19 protein-coding genes and 1 pseudogene are annotated in these 18439 nt (G+C 67.9%); 17 read left to right on the top strand and 3 right to left on the bottom strand.

The window, feature by feature from the left end; genetic code table 11:
- Positions 1–80 precede the first annotated feature (80 nt).
- From ACOMG5_RS08350 to ACOMG5_RS08300, 11 genes are read left to right on the top strand one after another with little or no spacing between them, the layout of a single operon-like run.
- Positions 81–1121, top strand: a complete 1041-nt coding sequence (locus ACOMG5_RS08350; protein ID WP_420343337.1) for an extracellular solute-binding protein — start codon at positions 81–83, stop codon at positions 1119–1121.
- The gene (locus tag ACOMG5_RS08345) at positions 1121–2218 is read left to right on the top strand and encodes an ABC transporter ATP-binding protein (protein ID WP_420343336.1); all 1098 of its coding nucleotides are present in this window, start codon (positions 1121–1123) and stop codon (positions 2216–2218) included. The genes ACOMG5_RS08350 and ACOMG5_RS08345 overlap by 1 nt, the downstream gene beginning before the upstream one ends.
- Positions 2208–3032: an ABC transporter permease gene (locus tag ACOMG5_RS08340; protein ID WP_420343335.1), complete on the top strand. Its 825-nt coding sequence runs from the start codon at positions 2208–2210 to the stop codon at positions 3030–3032. Before ACOMG5_RS08345 ends, ACOMG5_RS08340 begins: the two co-directional genes overlap by 11 nt.
- Positions 3029–3826, top strand: a complete 798-nt coding sequence (locus tag ACOMG5_RS08335; protein WP_420343334.1) for an ABC transporter permease — start codon at positions 3029–3031, stop codon at positions 3824–3826. The genes ACOMG5_RS08340 and ACOMG5_RS08335 overlap by 4 nt, the downstream gene beginning before the upstream one ends.
- Positions 3823–4695 carry a polysaccharide deacetylase family protein gene (locus tag ACOMG5_RS08330; RefSeq protein ID WP_420343333.1) on the top strand — a complete coding sequence of 291 codons (873 nt, stop codon included), beginning with the start codon at positions 3823–3825 and terminating at the stop codon, positions 4693–4695. The genes ACOMG5_RS08335 and ACOMG5_RS08330 overlap by 4 nt, the downstream gene beginning before the upstream one ends.
- Complete coding sequence (locus tag ACOMG5_RS08325) at positions 4692–6041, top strand: amidase (RefSeq protein ID WP_420343332.1); 1350 nt, start codon at positions 4692–4694, stop codon at positions 6039–6041. The genes ACOMG5_RS08330 and ACOMG5_RS08325 overlap by 4 nt, the downstream gene beginning before the upstream one ends.
- Positions 6042–6051: 10 nt before the next feature.
- Positions 6052–6801 (top strand): aspartate/glutamate racemase family protein, encoded by a 750-nt coding sequence (locus ACOMG5_RS08320; RefSeq protein WP_420343331.1) that lies wholly within the window; start codon positions 6052–6054, stop codon positions 6799–6801.
- Positions 6798–7655, top strand: coding sequence for a peptidase (locus tag ACOMG5_RS08315; protein WP_420343330.1), 858 nt, complete (start codon positions 6798–6800; stop codon positions 7653–7655). Before ACOMG5_RS08320 ends, ACOMG5_RS08315 begins: the two co-directional genes overlap by 4 nt.
- Entirely contained in the window at positions 7645–9042 is a 1398-nt protein-coding gene (gene hydA, locus ACOMG5_RS08310; protein ID WP_420343329.1) for a dihydropyrimidinase, read from the top strand. Before ACOMG5_RS08315 ends, hydA begins: the two co-directional genes overlap by 11 nt.
- Before the next feature lie 53 nt (positions 9043–9095).
- Entirely contained in the window at positions 9096–10277 is a 1182-nt protein-coding gene (locus tag ACOMG5_RS08305; protein WP_420343328.1) for an FAD-dependent oxidoreductase, read from the top strand.
- Positions 10274–10648 (top strand): YbaN family protein, encoded by a 375-nt coding sequence (locus tag ACOMG5_RS08300; protein WP_420343327.1) that lies wholly within the window; start codon positions 10274–10276, stop codon positions 10646–10648. The genes ACOMG5_RS08305 and ACOMG5_RS08300 overlap by 4 nt, the downstream gene beginning before the upstream one ends.
- On the opposite strand, the gene ACOMG5_RS08295 is transcribed toward ACOMG5_RS08300, so the two are convergent.
- The gene (locus tag ACOMG5_RS08295) at positions 10645–11328 is read right to left on the bottom strand and encodes a GntR family transcriptional regulator (protein WP_420343326.1); all 684 of its coding nucleotides are present in this window, start codon (positions 11326–11328) and stop codon (positions 10645–10647) included. The two genes, ACOMG5_RS08300 and ACOMG5_RS08295, sit on opposite strands and share 4 nt — an antisense overlap.
- A 226-nt stretch (positions 11329–11554) precedes the next feature.
- Between ACOMG5_RS08295 and ACOMG5_RS08290 the strand changes: the two are divergent.
- From ACOMG5_RS08290 to ACOMG5_RS08270, 5 genes and pseudogenes are all read left to right on the top strand, one after another.
- Positions 11555–12529, top strand: a pseudogene (locus tag ACOMG5_RS08290) (ABC transporter ATP-binding protein).
- Positions 12530–12554: 25 nt separating this feature from the next.
- Positions 12555–13820, top strand: a complete 1266-nt coding sequence (locus ACOMG5_RS08285) for an ABC transporter substrate-binding protein (RefSeq protein ID WP_420343325.1) — start codon at positions 12555–12557, stop codon at positions 13818–13820.
- A 94-nt stretch (positions 13821–13914) separates the two neighbouring features.
- Positions 13915–14769 carry an ABC transporter permease gene (locus tag ACOMG5_RS08280; RefSeq protein WP_420343324.1) on the top strand — a complete coding sequence of 285 codons (855 nt, stop codon included), beginning with the start codon at positions 13915–13917 and terminating at the stop codon, positions 14767–14769.
- Positions 14770–15579, top strand: coding sequence for an ABC transporter permease (locus ACOMG5_RS08275; protein WP_420343323.1), 810 nt, complete (start codon positions 14770–14772; stop codon positions 15577–15579).
- The gene (locus tag ACOMG5_RS08270; protein WP_420343322.1) at positions 15576–16217 is read left to right on the top strand and encodes an aspartate/glutamate racemase family protein; all 642 of its coding nucleotides are present in this window, start codon (positions 15576–15578) and stop codon (positions 16215–16217) included. The genes ACOMG5_RS08275 and ACOMG5_RS08270 overlap by 4 nt, the downstream gene beginning before the upstream one ends.
- 7 nt (positions 16218–16224) lie before the next feature.
- Here ACOMG5_RS08270 and ACOMG5_RS08265 read toward each other — a convergent pair whose 3' ends face one another.
- Together ACOMG5_RS08265 and ACOMG5_RS08260 are read right to left on the bottom strand one after the other, a co-directional pair.
- Positions 16225–16389 (bottom strand): hypothetical protein, encoded by a 165-nt coding sequence (locus ACOMG5_RS08265; RefSeq protein ID WP_420343321.1) that lies wholly within the window; start codon positions 16387–16389, stop codon positions 16225–16227.
- Positions 16390–16503: 114 nt separating this feature from the next.
- Positions 16504–17418, bottom strand: a complete 915-nt coding sequence (locus ACOMG5_RS08260) for an O-antigen ligase family protein (RefSeq protein ID WP_420343320.1) — start codon at positions 17416–17418, stop codon at positions 16504–16506.
- A gap of 594 nt (positions 17419–18012) precedes the next feature.
- Between ACOMG5_RS08260 and ACOMG5_RS08255 the strand changes: the two genes are divergently transcribed.
- On the top strand, positions 18013–18439 hold a 427-nt coding region (locus tag ACOMG5_RS08255), incomplete at its 3' end, for a LacI family DNA-binding transcriptional regulator (RefSeq protein ID WP_420343319.1).

Here is an 18439-nt window from a genome sequence, read left to right as displayed (position 1 = left end):
TTGGTCTAGGACATGTCAAATGGAATGCCATTTTGCTGCACGCTGAACCGCGCGCCCGAAATCAGAGCCGAGAGGACCCGATGACCCGTTTGCTGACCCGCCGCTGCCTGCTGCAAAGCTCCGCTCTGGCCGCCTCCGCCCTTGCCATGCCCTCGATCCTGCGTGCTGCCGGCACGCAGGAGCTGGTCGTTGGCTGCGCGGGCAGCCACACCGCCTGGATGGAGCAGATCGTCGTTCCGCATATGAAGAAGGCGATCGGGGCCGAGGTTATCTTCGAGGGGACCAAATCCTCGGTGAACCTGGAGAAGATGGCGTCGAACCGCGACAAGCCCTACCTCTCCGTGGTGCAGATGGATGACCCGGTGATGATCCAGGCGGTGGAGGAGGGGCTGCTCACGCAGATGAGCCGGGCCTTGGTGCCGAACCTCGGCGCGCTGCGGCCGGATGCGGTGCATATGGAGGGGATGTGGGCCAATTATGTGCAGCCCTGGGCGGGGGTTGCGTATAATTCCGATCTGCGCAAGGGCGTGGCCTCCTGGGAAGACCTCTGGGCGCCGGAGGCGAAGGGCAAGGTGATCGTGCCCTCGCTGCAGAACACCGAAGGCATGTGGACCCTGTTCGCGGCGGCGATGCTGGCGACGGGCAAGCCCTTCGCCGAGGCGCAATACGAGGTCGATGCCGCCTTCGAGAAGCTCGCGGCGCTGAAGCCCAACGTGCTGACCGCCTATTCGGTGATGAGCCAGGCGTTCAACCTGCTGGAGCAGGGCGAGATCACCATGCTCGCAGGCAACTTCTCCTCCTATACGCTGCCGCGCAAGGCCGAGGGCGTGCCCGTCGATCTGGCGGCGCCGAAGGAAGGGATCTTCGCGATGCCCTCCGGCATCTGCCTCGTGAAGGGCGGGCCGAACCCGGAGCTGGCGGCAGCTTATGTGAACGAGATGCTCGGCGCAGACCTGCAGACGACGCTGGCCGAATTCACCCAGTCTCTGGCGGCGAACACGGCGGTGAAGGTGGCGGCGGGCGTGCCCGAGGGCGTCGCGGTGCATTCGCCGGACTGGGCCTTCGTCGCGAAGAACCGCAAGGCCTGGAACGACCGCTTCGACAAGCTGATGGCGGTGTGATGCAGCCCGCGACCGAGACGAGCTATGGCGACAGCCGCTACCTGGACGTGGTGGCAGTGCAGAAGGCCTTTCGCGGCGTGACCGTGATGGACCAGATGAACTTCCGGATGGCGCGGGGCGAGCTCGTCTCGCTCCTCGGCCCTTCGGGCTGCGGCAAGACCACCTTGCTGCGCATCATCGCCGGGCTGATGACGGCCGATCAGGGCTCGGTGATCCTGTCGGGGCGCAACATCACGGCGCTGCCGCCGCACCGGCGCAATGTCTCGGTCGTGTTTCAGAACTACGCGCTGTTCCCGCATTTGAGCGTGGCGGAAAACGTGGCCTTCGGGCTGCGCGCCCGGGGGCGGGGGCGGGCGGAAACGGCGGCGCCGGTGCGCGAGGCGCTGGCGCTGGTGCGGATGGAGGCCTTCGCCGACCGGCCGGTGGCCCGGCTTTCGGGCGGGCAGCAGCAGCGCGTGGCGGTGGCGCGGGCGCTGGTGGTGCAGCCAGACCTGCTGCTGCTCGACGAGCCCTTTTCCGCGCTCGACCGCAAGCTGCGCGAGACGATGCAGGTGGAGCTGAAATCGCTGCTGCGCGACCGTGGCATCACCGCGATTTTCGTCACCCACGACCAGGAGGAGGCGATGGCGGTCTCGGACCGGATCGCGGTGATGAATGCCGGCCGGATCGAGCAGTTCGCCGATCCCTCCATGCTCTATTCCCGGCCTGCATCGCCCTTCGTGATGGATTTCGTCGGGCTGTCCACGCGGCTTGCGGGCAAGGTGCTGGCCGCGGAGGGCGGCCGGGTGCGCATCGCGACCCGGCTCGGGGAGCTCTCCGCGCGGGCCCGGGTGCCGGTCGGGGCCGAGGTTCTGGTGGGCGTCCGGCCCGAGCTCGTCGGGCTCGATCCGGTGCCGGGCGGCAACCGGATCCCCGTCACGCTGGAGGATGTCGCGGTGCTGGGCGCCAAGACGGTGCTGCATGGCCGCGCGGCGCCCGGCGAGCGGCTCATGTGCGAGCTGCCCGGCATCCGCGCGGGCTTCGCGCGCGGCGCGGAGGTGGCGCTGTGCTGGCCGGTCGAGGATACGCTGGTCTATGAGGCGAGCCATGAGCCGTGATCGCATCGGGCTTCTGGTTGTGCCGGCGCTGGCCGTTCTGGCGGTGGTCTATGCGCTGCCTCTGGTGCTGCTGCTGGCCAAGAGCCTGCGCGGGCCGGAGGGGCTGTCGCTCGCGGCCTATGCGGCCTTCTTCGCCGATCCGTTTCAGATCGAGGTGCTGGCGCGCACGCTCCGCGTCGCCGCGCTGGTGACGGCGCTGGCGCTCTTCATCGCCTGGCCGACCGCGGTCGCGATGCGGCGCGCGCAGGGGGGCTGGCTCACGCTGTTCCTGGTGGCGCTGGTGCTGCCGATGTCGCTCGGCGTGGTGGTGAAGGCGTTTGCCTGGTCGATCCTGTTCCGCAGCAATGGCATCGTGAACCAGACCATGATGGGCCTCGGTATCGTCGATGCGCCAGTGCGGATGCTGTTCACGGAATCCGCGCTGGTGGTCGGGGCGGCGAATGTGTTCCTGCCGTTCATGGTGCTCCCGATCTATTCGGTGCTGCGCCAGCAGAACCCGAGCCTGCCCGATGCAGCGGCGAGCCTTGGGGCCGGGCCGCTCTACCGGTTCTTCCACGTCGATCTGCCGCTCACCCTGCCGGGGCTGGTGGCGGGGGCGGCCTTCGTGTTTTCCATGGCGATATCCATGTATGTGATCCCGAGCCTGATCCTGGGCGAAACGCAACAGACGCTGCCGATGCTGGTCGCGCGCTCGTTCCTGTACCTGCGCAATGAAACCCTGGGCTCGACGCTCTCGGCCGTGCTGTTGATGATCGCAATCGCGGTGGTGCTGGGCAGCAGCTGGCTCGCCAGCCGTCTGGGGGGCAGGGCATGACCGGGACCGATCGCTTCTTCCGCCTGTTCGCCTGGGGCATGGGCCTGTTCTGTGTCCTGTTCCTCCTGCTGCCGATCGCGATCACGCTGGTGGTCTCGTTCTCGGGCTCCCCGGTCTATACGCTGCCGCCGCCGGACTGGTCCTTGCGCTGGTATCTGGCGCTCGGGCGCAAGACCGGGCTGATCGAGGCGGTGGGCCTGTCGCTCAATCTCGCACTGGTGTCCACGGTGGTGTCCCTTGTGCTGGGCACGGCCGCGGCCATCGGCGTCGCGCGCGGCAATTTCCGTGGCAAGGCGGCGATTGCCACCTTCGCCGTTTCGCCCTTGATGATGCCGGGGCTGGTGCTGGGCGTGGCGATGCTGCAGTTCTTCCGCGACATGGGCCTGCGCGATGCCTATGGCAGCCTGCTGCTCGCCCATGTGGTGATCACGCTGCCCTTCATCCTGCGCACGCTGCTGGCGGCGTTGGGGGCGTTCGATTTCTCCATGATCGATGCGGCGCGCACGCTCGGGCTCAGCTATCCGCGCGCGGTGCTGAAGGTGCTGATCCCGAACCTCGCGCCGGCCTATCTCACCGGGGGGCTGTTCGCCTTCCTCGCCTCGATGGACAATTACCCGATTTCCATCTTCCTCACCGATGCCCGCAACAAGACCCTGCCGATCAAGATGCTGCAGATCCTGGAGGAGCAGCCGGATCCCTCCATCGCGGCACTGTCGAGCGCGCTGATCCTGCTCGCGGTGGCGGTGCTGGTCTTTGGTGCGCGCACGGTGGGCCTGAACAGGATGATCCAATGACGGACCGGCGGAATTTCATCGGCTCCGAGGCGGCGCCCTGCTGGCCGGGCGGGGCGCGGCTGGCGGTCTCCTTCGTCGTCAATGTCGAAGAGGGGGCGGAGCTGTCGATCGGCGATGGCGATGGCGCAAACGAATCCGTCTACGAGATCCGCGAGGAGGTCGCGGGCGTGCCCGATCCCTGCATGGAGACCCATTTCGCCTATGGGCCGCGGCGGGGCTATGCGCGGATCGTGGAGGCCTTCGCCCGCCATGGTGTCTGCGCGACCTTCTCCGCCTGCGGCCGGGCGGCCGAGCGCCTGCCCTGGCTGATCGCCGATGCCGCCGGGCGCGGCCATGAGATCAGCTGCCACGGCTGGCGGTGGGAGCGCCACGCCAATATGGACCGCGCCCTCGAGGCCGGGGTTATCGCCCGCACCCATGCCGCCATCGCCCGCGTGGCCGGGGTGGCGCCGGTGGGCTGGCACACGCGCTCGGCCGCATCGCCAGCCACCCGGGCGCTGCTGCAGGCGCATGGCGGCTTCCTGTACGATTCCGATGCCTATGACGACGACATGCCGCGTATTGTGCCGGGTACGCGCCATGTGATCCTGCCCTATGCCTTCGATACCAACGACATGCGCTTTTCGCCGGGCGGCGGCTTCGTGCAGGCCGAGGATTTCACCCGCTATGTCGCGGGCGCCTTCGACCGGCTCTGGGCGGAGGGGGCGGGGCAGGCGCGGATGCTGTCGGTGGGGCTGCATCTGCGTATCATCGGGCGGCCGGGCCGGATTTCCGGGCTGGAGGCGCTTTTGGCGCATATGGACCGTCCGGGCGTATGGTTCGCGACCCGGCGGCAAATCGCGGAATGCTGGCTGGAGGCTCATGCATGACCCTGATGGATCTGAGCGCGCGCGAGATTGCGGCGCGGGTGCGGGCGGGGCTTTCGCCGCTGGAGGTGGCGGAGGCGGCGCTGGCGCGCGTGGCCGAGCGTAACCCGGCGCTGAATGCGCTGTGCCATGTGGATCCGGAGGCCGTGCGCGCGGAGGCTGCCGCCGTGGCCGCGCGGCTGCCGCAGGAAGATCTGCCGCTCGCCGGGGTGCCGGTGGTGATCAAGGACAACATCTGGGTGGGGGGCATGCCCATCACTCAGGGCTCGCGCGCCTATGCGGGCTTCGTAGCGCCTGAGGATGCGCGCGCGGTGGCGCTGCTGCGCCGGGCAGGGGCGGTGGTGCTGGGCATCGGCACCTGCTCCGAGCTTGCATGCCGCGGCGTGACCACGACCGAGCTTCATGGCGCGACCCGGCATCCGGCGGACCCGCGGCTGACGCCCGGCGGCTCTTCCGGCGGGCCGACGGTGGCCGTGGCGGCCGGGATGGCGCCGATCGCGCTCGGGACGGATGCGGGGGGCTCCTCGCGGCGCCCGCCCGCGCATGTGGGGGTGGTGGGGTTCAAGCCCAGCCAGGACGCGATCCCCTATGGCCCCACCTTCACCGAGCCGTTCTGGGGCGTTTCGGTTCTGGCGCCGATCGCGCGCGACGTGGCCGATGCGCGGCTGATGTTCTCGGTGCTGGCAGGCGCGGAGGAGGCCCCGGAGGCGCCGCTGCGCATCGCCTTCGCGCCCACCATGGGCCTCGCGCAGCCGATGGACGGGGCCGTGGCGGCGGCTGTATCTGCGGCGGTTGCGGCGCTGCGGGCGGCGGGGCTCGAGGTGGCCGATGAGGCCCCCCTCTGGCCCGAGGGCGCGACGCAGATGGGCGTGATGCCGATCCAGACGGCCGGCCTCGCCATGATCCATGGCGCGCGCTGGCGGGCGGACCCGGGCCTCTATTCCCGCGATCTGGCGGGCACGCTGGAGGCGGGGCTTGCGCTCAGCGGCGTCGTTGTGGCCCACGCCCTCGAGAACAGCCATCAGATGAAGGAAACCCTGTGCGGCTTCCTTGCGCGGCACGACCTGCTGATCTCTGCCACCAGCTCCGCTCTGGCCTGGCCGCATGACCGGCTCGGCCCCGAGACCATCGGCGGCCATCCCGCACAGCCGCGCGACCATGCGGCCTTCACTCCGCAATACAATCATGCCGGGGCGCCGGCGATTTCCATCCCCTGCGGGCGCGCGCCGTGTGGCCTGCCCGTGGGGTTGCAGATCGGCGCGGCGCCCGGGCGCGACGCGATGCTGCTGCGCGCAGCCGCCCTCTTCGAGACGATCCTTGCCGATGCCGGCCTCTGGCCCGCCACCTGAAAGACCAGCCATGCGACTTCTTCTCGTCAACCCGAACATGACCGAAGCCATGACCCGCGACATGGCCGCCATCGCCCGCCGGATCGCGGGCACGGCGGCCGAAATCGTGCCGCTCACCGCGCCGCGCGGCTTTCCCTATATCGCCTCGCGCGCAGAGGCGCAGATCGGCGGCGGCATTGCGCTCGAAATGATCGCGGACAACCTGGAAGGCGCGGATGCGGTCATCATCGCGGCCTTCGGCGATCCGGGCCTGCGCGGGGCGCGCGAATTGTTCGACCTGCCGGTGGTGGGCATGGCCGAAGCCGCGATGATGAGCGCCAGCATGCTGGGCGAGCGGTTCTCCATCGTCACCTTCTCGCCGGTGATGCGGCGCTGGTATCTCGATTGCGTGGCCGACAGCGGCCTCTCGGCGCGCTGCACCGGGGTGCGCACGCCGCCTGGTCATCCGCTCGATGTCTCGGGCCTGCGCGAGACCCTGCGCGATGATCTGGCCGATCTCGCGCGGCGCGCGGCGCTGGAGGATGGCGCGGATGTGGTGATCCTGGGGGGCGCGCCGCTCGCCGGGCTCGCGGGAGAGATCGCGGAGGAGGTGCCCGCGCTGGTGATCGACCCGATCGCGGCGGCGGTCTCGCAGGCGATGGCGCTGGCCCGGATCGCGGCGCGGCGCAGCTTCGGCGCGCGGGCCTGCAAGCCGGTCGCGAAGCCTTCGGTCGGGCTCGGGCCGGCACTCGGGCGCATCGTCGCGCAGGTGGGGGCATGAGCGCGGGCCTGAGGGTGGCGCTCGGCGCGCGCCGCTACCGCACCGACCGCGCCTTCTACAGCCCGCAGGCCGGCGGGGTGAGCGATGTGGCCGTAGGGCCGGATGGCCGCATCCATGTGCTGCTGCGCCGCGACCCGCTGGCCGATCCGCCCTGTGCCACGCTGGTGACGCTGGACGCCGCGGGCCGGGTGCTGCAGGAAACAGATCCGGGCATTGCCGATGCGCATATGCTGGCCGCCGCGCCGGACGGGCGGCTCTATGTGGTTGACCGCGATGCGCATGAGGTCCTGATCCTGCGCGACGGGCTCCGGGTGGGAGGGCTTGGCGGGCGGCACCGGCCGGGGCAGCCGTTCAACCACCCGACAGGTATCGCCATCGGCCCGGACGGGTCGATCTATGTTTGCGAGGGGTATGCGGGCCATACCGTCTGGCGCTTTGCCCCGGATGGGACCGAGCTTGCCCGCTGGGGCAGCTATGGCACCGGGCCGGGGCAGTTCCGCAACGCGCATGGGCTCTGTGTCCTGCCCGATGGCCGCGTGGCCGTGGCCGACCGCGAGAACGACCGCGTGCAGATCTTCACCCCCGATGGCGGCCTGCTGCGGGTGATCGCGCTGTTTCGTGGCCCGATGGATATCTGGGGCGATGCCGAGGGGGTGCTGCATGTGAGCGACAGCATGCCCGCGCTGAGCCGCGTCACCGCCGAGGGCGCGGTGCTGGGCCGGGCGCGGCCGGTGCTGAACGGGGCGCATGGCCTGTGCGGCGCGCCGGACGGCACGATCTATTTCGCCGAAATGAACCCGAACCGGGTCAGCCGGATCCTGCCGCTGACCGAGGAGGCCCCTGATGGACTATGACCTGATCATCCGCAACGGTGCCGTCGCCACCACCGATGGCAGCTTCGAGGCCGATATCGGGGTGCGCGGTGGCGTGATCGTGGCGCTGGCGCGGGGCCTTGCGGGCACGGCTGCGGAGGAGGTGGATGCCGCGGGGATGCTGGTGCTGCCGGGCGGGGTGGATACGCATACCCATATCGACCAGCCGCCCGAAGGCGCCGTCCGCCAATGCGACGATTTTGCCGCAGCCACCACCTCCGCCGCGGCGGGGGGCACGACGACGGTCGTCTGCTTCGCCTGGCAGCTGCCGGGCACGTCGCTTGCCGCGGAAGTGGCGGCCTATCACCAGCGGGCGGCGGCGGCGCGGGTGGATTACGCCTTTCACCTGACCATCACCGACCCCACGGACACGGTGCTGCGCGACGAGCTGCCCGCGCTGATTGCGGCGGGCAACAGCTCGATCAAGATCTTCATGACCTATGCCGGTTCGCGGCTGAGCGATGCGCAGGTGCTGGAGGTGCTGGAGGCTGCGCGGTCCAATGGCGCGCTGGTTTGCGTCCATGCGGAGGATGACGCGCTGATTGGCCATCTGACGCGCCGGCTGATTGCCGAGGGCAAGGCATCGCCGAAGTATTTCCCGCAGTCGAAACCGATCCTGGGCGAGGCCGAGGCGATCCGGCGGATCGCGACCTATGCCGAGTTGCTCGATGTGCCGGTGCATATCTTCCACGTCTCGGGGGCGGAGGCCGCGGCCGAGGTGGAGCGCGCGCAGCGGCGCGGCGTGCGCCTGAGCGCCGAAACCTGCCCGCAATACCTGACCTTCACCGCCGCGGATCTGGACCGGCCGGGGTTCGAGGGCGCGAAGCTGATGTTCGGCCCGCCGCCGCGCAGCCCGCAGGACCACGAGGCGCTGTGGCGCGCCCTGCGGCGGGGCGTGCTGTCGGTGATTTCCTCGGATCACGCGCCGATGCGGTTCGACGATCCGCAGGGAAAGAAGGTCGCGGGCGAGGGCGCCCCGTTCGACAGGGTGCCGAATGGCGTGCCGGGGATTGCCACGCGGATGCGGCTGATCTTTTCCGAAGGGGTCTCCAAGGGGCGGATCGGCATCGGCGAATTCGTCGCGCTGACGGCCACGCGTCCGGCGAAGCTGTTCGGCCTCTATCCGCGCAAGGGGGCGATTGCGATCGGCTCCGATGCCGATCTGGTGCTGTGGGACCCGGCGCATCGCGGCATTCTGACCCATGCCGAGCTGTGGGACGCGAATGATTACAGCCCCTATGAGGGCATGGAGGTCACGGGAAAGCCGATGATCACCTGGCTGCGCGGGCGCCGCGTGTATGCCGGGGGCCAGCCCGTGGGCGGCCCGGGCGGCGGGCGCTTCCTTGCGCGGGGCATTATGCGCCCTTGACCTTCGCCCGTGCGGAGACAACTACGAGGGGGCCGCGCAGGACGGGGAGCGATATGGAGCAGCTGGAGAGCGATTGCATCATCGTCGGGGGTGGGCCCGCGGGGATGATGGCGGGGCTGCTTCTGGCGCGGGCCGGGGTGCGCGTGGCCGTTTTCGAAAAACACCCGGATTTCCTGCGCGATTTTCGGGGCGATACGATCCACCCGTCTACCCTGCAGCTGATGCAGGAGCTGGGCTTTCTGGAGGAATTCCTGCGCCTGCCGCATCAGAAGGCGCCCACGCTCCATGCCGAAATCGGCGGGCGGCAGGTGGCGATTGCGGATTTCCGTCGGCTGCCGCTTGCGTGCCGCTACATCGCCTTCATGCCGCAATGGGACTTTCTGGATTTCCTGGCGCGCAAGGCGCAGGCGCTGCCGGGCTTCAGCCTGCATATGGGCGTGGAGACGACCGGGCTGATCCGCGCGGCGGACCGGATCGCCGGGATCCGCTGGCAAGGGGGCGCGGCGCGCGCGGCCCTGGTGATCGGCGCGGACGGACGGCAGTCGGTCGTGCGGCGGGAGGCGGGGCTGGTGGTGCGGGATTTCGGCTCGGCGGTGGATGTGCTCTGGCTGAAGCTCTCGCGCCGCCCGGATGATCCGGCTCCGGCGATGAGCCATGCCGGCCCGCAGCAGGGCCTCGTGCTGATCGACCGCGGCGACTACTGGCAATGCGGCTATGTGATCCGCAAGGGCAGCCATGAGGAGCTGAAGGCGCGCGGGATCCTGGCGTTCCGGGCGGCATTGGCGGCGCTGGCGCCGCTGCCTGCGGAGCGGTTCGACGAAATCACCAGCTGGGATCAGGTGCATCTGCTGCAGATCCGGATGGACCGGCTGGAGCAATGGTGGGCGCCGGGCGTCCTCTGCATCGGGGATGCGGCGCATGCGATGTCGCCGGTGGGGGGCTTCGGCGTCAATCTGGCGATTCAGGATGCGGTGGCGGTGGCGCGGATCCTGGCGGGGCCCTTGCGCGCGGGGCAGGTGGGTACGCGCGATTTGGCGGCCGTACAGGCGCGGCGCCTGTTCCCGACCCGCGCCACGCAGGGGCTGCAGCGGATGATGCGGCGCAAGCGCAACGACCGCGGCGAGGCCGCACCCCGCCCGCCGGGCTTCGTGCGCGCCATCGCGCGGATGCCGGCGCTGGCGCATCTGATGGGGCGGCTGATTGGGATGGGCTTCCGCACGGAGCGGATCCGATGATCCAGACCACGATCCTGGTGCGGGTGGTGTTTGCGGCGCTCGGGCTTCTCTTTACCGGGCTCGGGTTCATCGGGCTGTTCCTGCCGGTGGTGCCGACGGTGCCGTTCCTGATCGTGGCGGCGGCCTGTTTCGCGCGATCCTCCCGGCGGCTGGAGGCCTGGCTGCTGGCGCAGCCGCATTTCGGGCCGCTGCTGCGCAACTGGCGCGAGCGCGGCGCGATCCCGCGCTATGCGAAATGGATGGCGCTGGTGGGCAGCGGCTCGGGCTTCGTGATCTTCCTGTTTGCGGCGCCGCCGTGGCCGCTGGCGCTGCTGGTGGCGGCGGGGATCGCGGGGGCGATGGCGTTCGTCTTCACCCGGCCCGACAGCTAGGGCCGCAGCGCCTCGCGCAGCGATTGCGGCGCCGAGGTGGTGTTGCGCAGATCGAGCGAGCTGAGCAGATCCAGCAGGTGGCTTTTCATCAGGTCCTCGGCGCGGGCGCCGTCGCCCTGCACCAGCGCATCGAGCAGCGCATGATGGGCATGGCTTTCGCACATGGCCGCGCGCCGCTGCCAGTAGAGCGCGATGATCAGCGACGAGCGCGCCACCAGCTGCGTGACGAAGGCCTCGATCGTCGCCTGATTGGCGATGCGGGCGATTTCGACGTGAAACTGACCCGACATATAGAGCGCACGGCCCAGATTGCCGGCGGCCATCGCCGCATGTTCCTCGACGATATGGTGGCGCAGGATCGCCACATCGGCCTCGGTGATCCGCTCGGCCGCGGAGCGGGCGGTCCGGGGCTCCAGCAGGGCGCGCGCCTCGAACACTTCGCGCGCCTCGCGCACCGTGGGCTGCGCGACATAGGCGCCGCGATTGCGGCGCAGCTCCACCAGCCGGTCATGCGAAAGCCGCTGCAAGGCCGCCCGCACCACCGTGCGCGACACGCCGAAAATCTCGCCGACCTCATCCTCCGAGAGCTTCGCCCCGGGGGCGAGGCGGTGCTCGTGGATGGCCAGCGCCAAATCCGTGGCGATGCTCTCGGCTGTATTGTCCTGTCCGACCGCGTCCATTGGGCCTCCTTGAAGCGATTCTGCGATCTGGGGCGGGCCGATGCAAGGCGCCGTCTGTGGCCACAAGATTGTATACGATTCTGTCGATAAAAATGTGCACAGACTTCCTGCGATCGCTGAAACATTCAGCAGACCCTGTTCCGGGCGGGCTCCGGCGCGGATTTGGCTGGGGCTTTGCGCGGAATCACAGCAGCTTCGGGGCAGCGCAGAGCAAAAGGGGTGTCGGATGCGGACCAGAAGCGACCTTGAACTCGTCCACCTGACCAAGGCCTATGGGGCGACGGTGGCGGTGAACGATGTCAGCCACGTTTTTCCGCCGGCAAGCTACATCTGCCTGCTGGGGCCCTCGGGCTGCGGCAAATCCTCCACGCTGCGGATGATCGCCGGGCATGAGAGCGTGACTTCGGGCGCGATCCTGCTCGATGGCGCCGATATCGCGCATCTGCCGCCTGCGAAGCGCGGCACGGCGATGATGTTCCAGAACTATGCGCTGTTCCCGCATCTGACAGTGAAGGACAATGTGGCCTTCTCGCTCCGGATGAAGGGGGTGGACAAGGCCGCCCGGCACGCCAAGGCGATGGAGCTGCTGAGCCTGGTGGCGATGGACCATCTGGCGGAGCGGCTGCCGGCGCAGCTCTCGGGCGGGCAGCAGCAGCGCGTCGCGCTGGCCCGCGCGCTGGTGAACGAGCCGAGCGTGCTCTTGCTCGATGAGCCGCTCTCGGCGCTGGATCCGTTCCTGCGGATCCGGATGCGGGCGGAGCTGAAACGGCTGTAGCGCGAGCTCGGCATCACCTTCATCCACGTCACCCATGGCCAGGACGAGGCGCTGGCGCTCGCCGATGAATGCGTGGTGATGAACAATGCGGTGATCGAACAGGCCGGCCCCCCGCGCGAGGTCTGGGCGCAGCCGCGGACCGAATTCGTGGCCCGCTTCATGGGCGGGCACAATGTCATCACCTGGGAGGGCGCGCGCTATGCGATCCGCTCGGACGAGGTGCGCGTGGATGCGGCGGGCCTCGCCGCGACGGTGACCGGGGTCGAGTATCAGGGCGACCGCGTCGCCGTGACCACGAAGAACGACGCGGGCGAGGAGATCGTGGCCCTCGTGCCCGAAGGCCGCTTCTTCGCGGCGCCGATAAACCCGGGCGAGGCGGTGTGCCTCGACTGGGACGCAGGGCGGATGCACCGCCTGCAAGCCTGAAACATCCGACACAGAGGGGAACACCATGTCGAAAATGCGTTATTCGCGCCGTTCGCTGCTGAAGACCGGCGTCGCGGCCGCCGCCGCCTCGGCCCTGCCCGCGCCGATGATCTGGGCGCAGGAGATCAAGGACATCACCATCCGCCAGTTCGGCACCGGCGTGTCGAACCTCAACGAGGTGGCGCAGAAGGTGAAGGAAGACCTCGGCTTCACCCTGGAGATGACCGCGCTCGACAGCGACAGCGTCACGCAGCGCGCCGCGACCCAGCCCGACAGCTTCGACGTGGCCGATATCGAATACTGGATCTGCAAGAAGGTCTGGCCCACCGGCAACCTGCAGGCGATGGATACCAAGAAGATCAAGAATTACGACAAGATCGTGGGCATCTTCCGCGACGGCAAGCTTACGCCCGACAGCGTCATCGCGCAGGGCACCGCGCCGCATACGGTGAGCTTCGTCGAGGAGCCGGGCGCGACCAAGTTCGCCAAGGAACAGACCCAGTGGATGACGCTGATCCCGACCATTTACAACGCCGATACGCTGGGCATCCGCCCCGACCTGATCGGCCGGCCGATCGGGAGCTGGGCGGAGCTGCTGAACCCGGAATTCAAGGGCAAGGCCTCGATCCTCGACATTTCCTCAATCGGGATCATGGATATGGCCATGGTCTGCGAGGCGATGGGCAAGATCAAATACGGCGACAAGGGCAACATGACCCGCGCCGAGATCGACCAGACTATGGCGATTTTCACCGAGGCGAAGAAGGCCGGCCAGTTCCGCGCCTTCTGGAAGAGCTTCGATGAATCCGTGAACCTGATGGCCTCGGGAGAGGTGGTGATCCAGTCGATGTGGTCGCCCGCGGTGACGGCGGTGAAGACCCGCGGCATTCCCTGCGTGTTCCAGCCGCTGAAGGAGGGCTACCGCTCCTGGGGCGGCGGGCTCGGCCTGTCGAAGTCGCTCACCGGGGCGAAGCTGGACGCGGCCTATGAATACATCAACTGGTACCTCTCGGGCTGGGTTGGCGGCTTCCTGATGCGGCAGGGCTATTATTCGGCGGTGCCGGAGACCTCGAAGGAATTCATGGACGCCAACGAATGGGGCTACTGGTTCGAGGGCAAGCCCGCGACCGCCGATATCGCCAACCCCTTCGGCCAGGTCATGGCGAAGGCGGGCGACGTGCGCGATGGCGGCTCGTTCTATGAGCGGATGGGCCACGTTGCCTGCTGGAACTCGGTGATGGACGAGAACCAGTACATGGTCCGCAAATGGAACGAGTTCATCGCCGCCTGATGCACTGAGGCGCCGCCGCCATGCTTGGCGGCGGCCCGCTCCTGCGGGGGGCCGAGCGCCCCCGCACCCCACGCCCGCCCAATGGAGGGATCGCATGATCCGCAGATCCGACGTGATAGGATGGCTGCTCGCCTCGCCGCTGCTCTTGGTGCTGCTGGCTTTCCTGGTGGTGCCGATCGGCACGATCTTCGTCGTCAGCTTCTGGCAGGCGACCGAATTTTCCATCATCCCGGCCTTCACGCTGGAAAACTACGAATTCCTGTTCACCTCCGCGGTGACCTGGCAGGTGTTCCTCGCAACCTTCCGCTATGCCTTCATCGCCTGGGCGCTGACGCTGCTGATCGGGTTCACGGTGGCCTATTACCTGGCCTTCCATATCCGCTCGGCCACCGCGCAGATGGCGCTGTTCCTGCTGTGCACCATCCCGTTCCTGACCTCGAACATCATCCGGATGATCTCCTGGATCCCGTTTCTGGGCCGCAACGGGCTTGCGAACCAGGCGCTGATGGGGGTGGGGGTGATCGACCAGCCGCTGGAATGGCTGCTCTATTCCGATTTCGCGGTGCTGCTGGCCTTCGTGCACCTCAACACCCTGTTCATGATCACGCCGATCTTCAACACGATGATGCGCATCGACCGTTCCCTGATCGAGGCCGCGCGCGACAATGGCGCCTCGGACTGGCAGATCCTGCGCAGCGTGATCATCCCGCTCTCCAAGCCCGGGATCATGATCGGCACCATTTTCGTGCTGACGCTGGTGATGGGCGATTTCATCACCGTGCGGTTCATGTCGGGCTCGCAGAGCGCCAATGTCGGGCGGCTGATCTCCAACGACATCGCCTTGCTGCAATATCCCTCCGCCTCGGCCACCTCCATGGTGCTGCTCGTCACCGTCCTCATGATCATCGGGGTGCTGATGCGCTTCGTGAACATTCGCAAGGAGCTCTGAATGGAACCGCGTCCGCGCAGCTTCTGGTGGCTGACCGCCTTCTTCGCGCTCTTCGTGCTTTTCCTCTATGGGCCGACGCTGACCATCGGCATCCTCTCCTTCCAGGGGCCGGAGGGGGGGCTCACCTTCCCGATGCGGGGCGTGTCCACCTACTGGTTTCACAACCTGTTCGAGCAGCAGGCGGTGGGCGATATCTGGGGGGCGTTCCGGCGCTCCTTCGTGCTCGGGCTGATGGTGATGGCGGCGACGGTCGTGGTCGCGATCATGGGGGGGCTGGCGTTTCGCAAGCGGTTCCTGGGCTCGGGCGCGCTGTTCTACCTGGCGATCGCGTCGCTGGTGATCCCCTCGATCCTGGTCTCGCTGGGTACCGGGCTGGTGTTCGACCGGCTGGGACTGAAGGTGCATTGGGCCACCTCGGGCTTCGGCGCGCAGCTGACCTGGACGCTGCCCTTCGGCCTTCTGGTGATGTTCGCGGTCTTCAACCGCTTCAACCCCAGCTTCGAGGAGGCCGCGCGCGATCAGGGCGCCACCGCCTGGCAGACCTTCGCCCATGTGGTGCTGCCGATCATCCTGCCCTCGGTGATCGGGGTGGCGCTGTTCGGCTTCTCGCTCAGCTACGATGAATTCGCCCGCACCCTGCTCACGGCGGGCAGTTACAACACCCTCCCGCTCGAGATCTTCGGCATGACCACGAATGTAACGAAGCCGGTCATCTATGCCCTGGGCACGCTGACCACGATCTTTTCCTTCGTGATGATCGGCGGCTTCCTGGGCGCAGTCTGGCTGCTGGGGAAACGGCGCAAGGCATGAAACTCCTGTACATGAACCCGAATTCGACCGAGGCGATGACGCGATCGGTCGTGGAGGTGGCGCGCGCTGCGGCCCCGGGCGTGGAGGTCATCGGCTGGACCAATGCCGATGGCCCGCCCGCGATCCAGGGCGCGGCCGATGGCGATGCGGCGGTGCCGGGCCTGCTCGCGATGCTGCCGCGGGCGGCACAGGAGGGGGTGGATGCCATCGTCATCGCCTGTTTCGACGATACCGGCCTCGGCGCGCTGCGGGCGGCGGCGCATTGCCCGGTGCTGGGCATCGGGCAGGCGGCCTATCTCATGGCCGGGCTGCTGGGGGCGCGGTTTTCGGTGGTGACGACGCTCGCCGTCTCCGTGCCGGTGATCGAGGGCAATATTGCGCGGCTCGGGGCGCAGGGCTGCGTGCGGGTGCGCCCGAGCGGCATTCCGGTGCTGGAGGTCGATGAGGGGCGCGAGGAGACCCGGGCCGATCTTGCGCGCCAGATCCGGGCGGCGGCGGAAGAGGATGCGGTGCCGGTGGTGGTACTGGGCTGCGCCGGGATGGCGGCGCTGCGCGCGGATCTGGCGGCGCGCAGCGGCATCACTCTGGTGGATGGCGTTGCCGCAAGCGCGCGGCTTGCCTGGGCGGCGGCGGGATAGCCCCTGCTCAGGGGGCTGCGGCCTGCTTTGCCTGCAGGGCGCGGCGCGTGGGCAGCGCGCAGGCGATGCCGATGGTGATCCATCCCCCGAAGAAGCGGAAGCTGTCGATGCTGAGGCCGAGCAGCAGCCAGCCGACCAGCACCATGACCACCGCGAGATGCACCCGGCCCATGGGCGAGAAGGCATCGGCACTGGCCAGCGAGCGCAGGCTCAGGAAAACAACCAGCCCGAGCCACAGGCTGTAGCCGATCAGGCCGGTTTCCGCGAGCAGGCGGATATGGATCGATTAGGTCGGCGACCAGCCGTAGGAATCGTCTCCGGCGAGCACATATTCGCGCACCTCCCAGCTGCGGAAATCCTCGGCGCGCAGATGCTGCGGGTAATTGAACCCGTATTGGCCAAGGCCGACGCCCAGCCAGGGATGCTCCTTGAACATCTCCAGCCCGGCACGGATCGCGGCCAGGCGGGTGACGTTGGACACGTTCTCATAAACCCGGTCGGTCTCGACGCTGCCGCTCATTGAGCCGTATTCGATGATGTTCGACACTTTCTCGGTGAGAACCGGGCCCACGCCCGGGGTCACCATGCCGGCGAAGGCGAGGCAGCTGATCAGGGTCAGGCCATAGACCACCTTATCCAGCCGCGATTTGAGCAGGAAGAACAGGTAGATCGCGCTTTGCAGCCCGATGACCAGAAAGGCCGTGCGCGACTGCGCCAGCGCCATGATCGCATAGACAGCGAAGAACAACACGAGCCGCGTGCGCTTCTTCATCTCCAGCGAGGCGATGCTGAACGGGAACAGGAAGGTCAGGATCACGGCCGCCCAGGAGACCTCGAAGGCCGTGGTGCGCAGGCGGATCGGATAGTAATCGCTGGTTTCGTCGTGAATGATCAGCGACAGCGCCTCGTAGAGCTGGCTCGTGCCGGGGATATGGTACCAGGTGGAGAATTCGAGCAGCCCGACGCCGCCCATCACCAGCACGGCGAGGGTCGCGCCGCGCAGGATCGCCGAGAGGTATCCGCGCAGGGCGAAATTATAAAACATCAGCGCCACGAAGAAGCCGAAGCCGATGGTCATCGTCTGCGTGATGACGCGGCTCATGCCGGAGCGCTTGCGGAAGAAGGCGACAGAAATGTCGCTGAAATTCGCGGCGACGCCGATGATCATGACCGAGAGGAACAGAATGACGAAAATCGTCACCCCGACCGGGCTGTCGGGAGCGTTGGCCGTTACGGCGGGCTCTGCGGGCGCTGATAAGGCACGGAGCCGAGTCGGGCTGAGCAGTGCCGGCCACGGCATTTCATTTTATCCGGGTGGCTCTGCTGCCTTGGGCAGTCTTTCGTGCGTAGCCGGCGCGCGCGGTCAGGGCCAAGTGGGGCTGGGGGAGGTGGACGGCGTGCGTCTGTGCGCTTCAGCCTGCGCGGCCGGGATCGCCGGGTGCTACCGCAAACGGGCGGGGGCTATGCCTATGCGCTCTGCGCCCCTGATACTGTCCGGTCATGTGCTGATGATCATGCGAAAAGGGGGAGCAGTGGCCCTTAGCTCCCCCTCTCGAAAGTCCGCATCGCGATCGGAGTCTACACGCGAAGCAGCTCTGGCCGGCGTCGGGTTTTTCGGAGTCTGGCCCTTCGCCGTTATCGCTAACATAGGCGCGTTCTGATCCTTGCGCAACAGAAATGTTTGGCGGTAAGGAGAAAGGGAACAGTGAAAGGTTTCCGATTGGCCCGTCCTCCCGTCGACCCCCGCCGTCCGCTGACCCTGCGCGATGTTTCCGAAGCCTCTGGTGTTTCGGAGATGACCGTGAGCCGCGTGCTGCGCAACCGGGGCGATGTTTCGGATGCCACGCGCGAGAAGGTGCTCGAGGCCGCGCGCGCGCTCGGCTATGTGCCGAACAAGATCGCCGGTGCCCTTGCCTCGCAGCGGGTGAACCTCGTGGGGGTGGTGATCCCGTCCCTGTCGAACCTGGTTTTCCCCGAGGTGCTCACCGGTATCTCCGAGGAGCTGGAGGATACCGGGCTGCAGCCCGTCGTCGGGGTCACCAATTATTCCTCCGAGAAGGAAGAGGCGGTGCTTTACGAGATGCTGTCCTGGCGGCCTTCGGGGATCATCGTGGCCGGGATCGAGCATTCCGAGGCGGCGCGGGCGATGCTGCTCAATGCCGGTGTGCCGATCGTCGAGATCATGGATGTGGATGGCGAGGGCGTCGATTCCGTCGTCGGCA

This window comes from Paenirhodobacter sp., from assembly GCF_041916475.1.
In the GTDB taxonomy this organism is placed as follows: domain Bacteria; phylum Pseudomonadota; class Alphaproteobacteria; order Rhodobacterales; family Rhodobacteraceae; genus Rhodobacter.
The sequence above is the reverse complement of the archived record's forward strand: the minus strand, read 5'-3'. Positions and strand labels throughout refer to the sequence as shown.

Bases quoted from the DNA above. Each gene is read 5' to 3' on its own strand.
- ACOMG5_RS08350 (WP_420343337.1), top strand. From the start codon at position 81: ATGACCCGTTTGCTGACCCGCCGCTGCCTGCTGCAAAGCTCCGCTCTG.
- ACOMG5_RS08345 (WP_420343336.1), top strand. From the start codon at position 1,121: ATGCAGCCCGCGACCGAGACGAGCTATGGCGACAGCCGCTACCTGGAC.
- ACOMG5_RS08340 (WP_420343335.1), top strand. From the start codon at position 2,208: ATGAGCCGTGATCGCATCGGGCTTCTGGTTGTGCCGGCGCTGGCCGTT.
- ACOMG5_RS08335 (WP_420343334.1), top strand. From the start codon at position 3,029: ATGACCGGGACCGATCGCTTCTTCCGCCTGTTCGCCTGGGGCATGGGC.
- ACOMG5_RS08330 (WP_420343333.1), top strand. From the start codon at position 3,823: ATGACGGACCGGCGGAATTTCATCGGCTCCGAGGCGGCGCCCTGCTGG.
- ACOMG5_RS08325 (WP_420343332.1), top strand. From the start codon at position 4,692: ATGACCCTGATGGATCTGAGCGCGCGCGAGATTGCGGCGCGGGTGCGG.
- ACOMG5_RS08320 (WP_420343331.1), top strand. From the start codon at position 6,052: ATGCGACTTCTTCTCGTCAACCCGAACATGACCGAAGCCATGACCCGC.
- ACOMG5_RS08315 (WP_420343330.1), top strand. From the start codon at position 6,798: ATGAGCGCGGGCCTGAGGGTGGCGCTCGGCGCGCGCCGCTACCGCACC.
- hydA (WP_420343329.1), top strand. From the start codon at position 7,645: ATGGACTATGACCTGATCATCCGCAACGGTGCCGTCGCCACCACCGAT.
- ACOMG5_RS08305 (WP_420343328.1), top strand. From the start codon at position 9,096: ATGGAGCAGCTGGAGAGCGATTGCATCATCGTCGGGGGTGGGCCCGCG.
- ACOMG5_RS08300 (WP_420343327.1), top strand. From the start codon at position 10,274: ATGATCCAGACCACGATCCTGGTGCGGGTGGTGTTTGCGGCGCTCGGG.
- ACOMG5_RS08295 (WP_420343326.1), bottom strand. From the start codon at position 11,328: ATGGACGCGGTCGGACAGGACAATACAGCCGAGAGCATCGCCACGGAT.
- ACOMG5_RS08285 (WP_420343325.1), top strand. From the start codon at position 12,555: ATGTCGAAAATGCGTTATTCGCGCCGTTCGCTGCTGAAGACCGGCGTC.
- ACOMG5_RS08280 (WP_420343324.1), top strand. From the start codon at position 13,915: ATGATCCGCAGATCCGACGTGATAGGATGGCTGCTCGCCTCGCCGCTG.
- ACOMG5_RS08275 (WP_420343323.1), top strand. From the start codon at position 14,770: ATGGAACCGCGTCCGCGCAGCTTCTGGTGGCTGACCGCCTTCTTCGCG.
- ACOMG5_RS08270 (WP_420343322.1), top strand. From the start codon at position 15,576: ATGAAACTCCTGTACATGAACCCGAATTCGACCGAGGCGATGACGCGA.
- ACOMG5_RS08265 (WP_420343321.1), bottom strand. From the start codon at position 16,389: ATGGGCCGGGTGCATCTCGCGGTGGTCATGGTGCTGGTCGGCTGGCTG.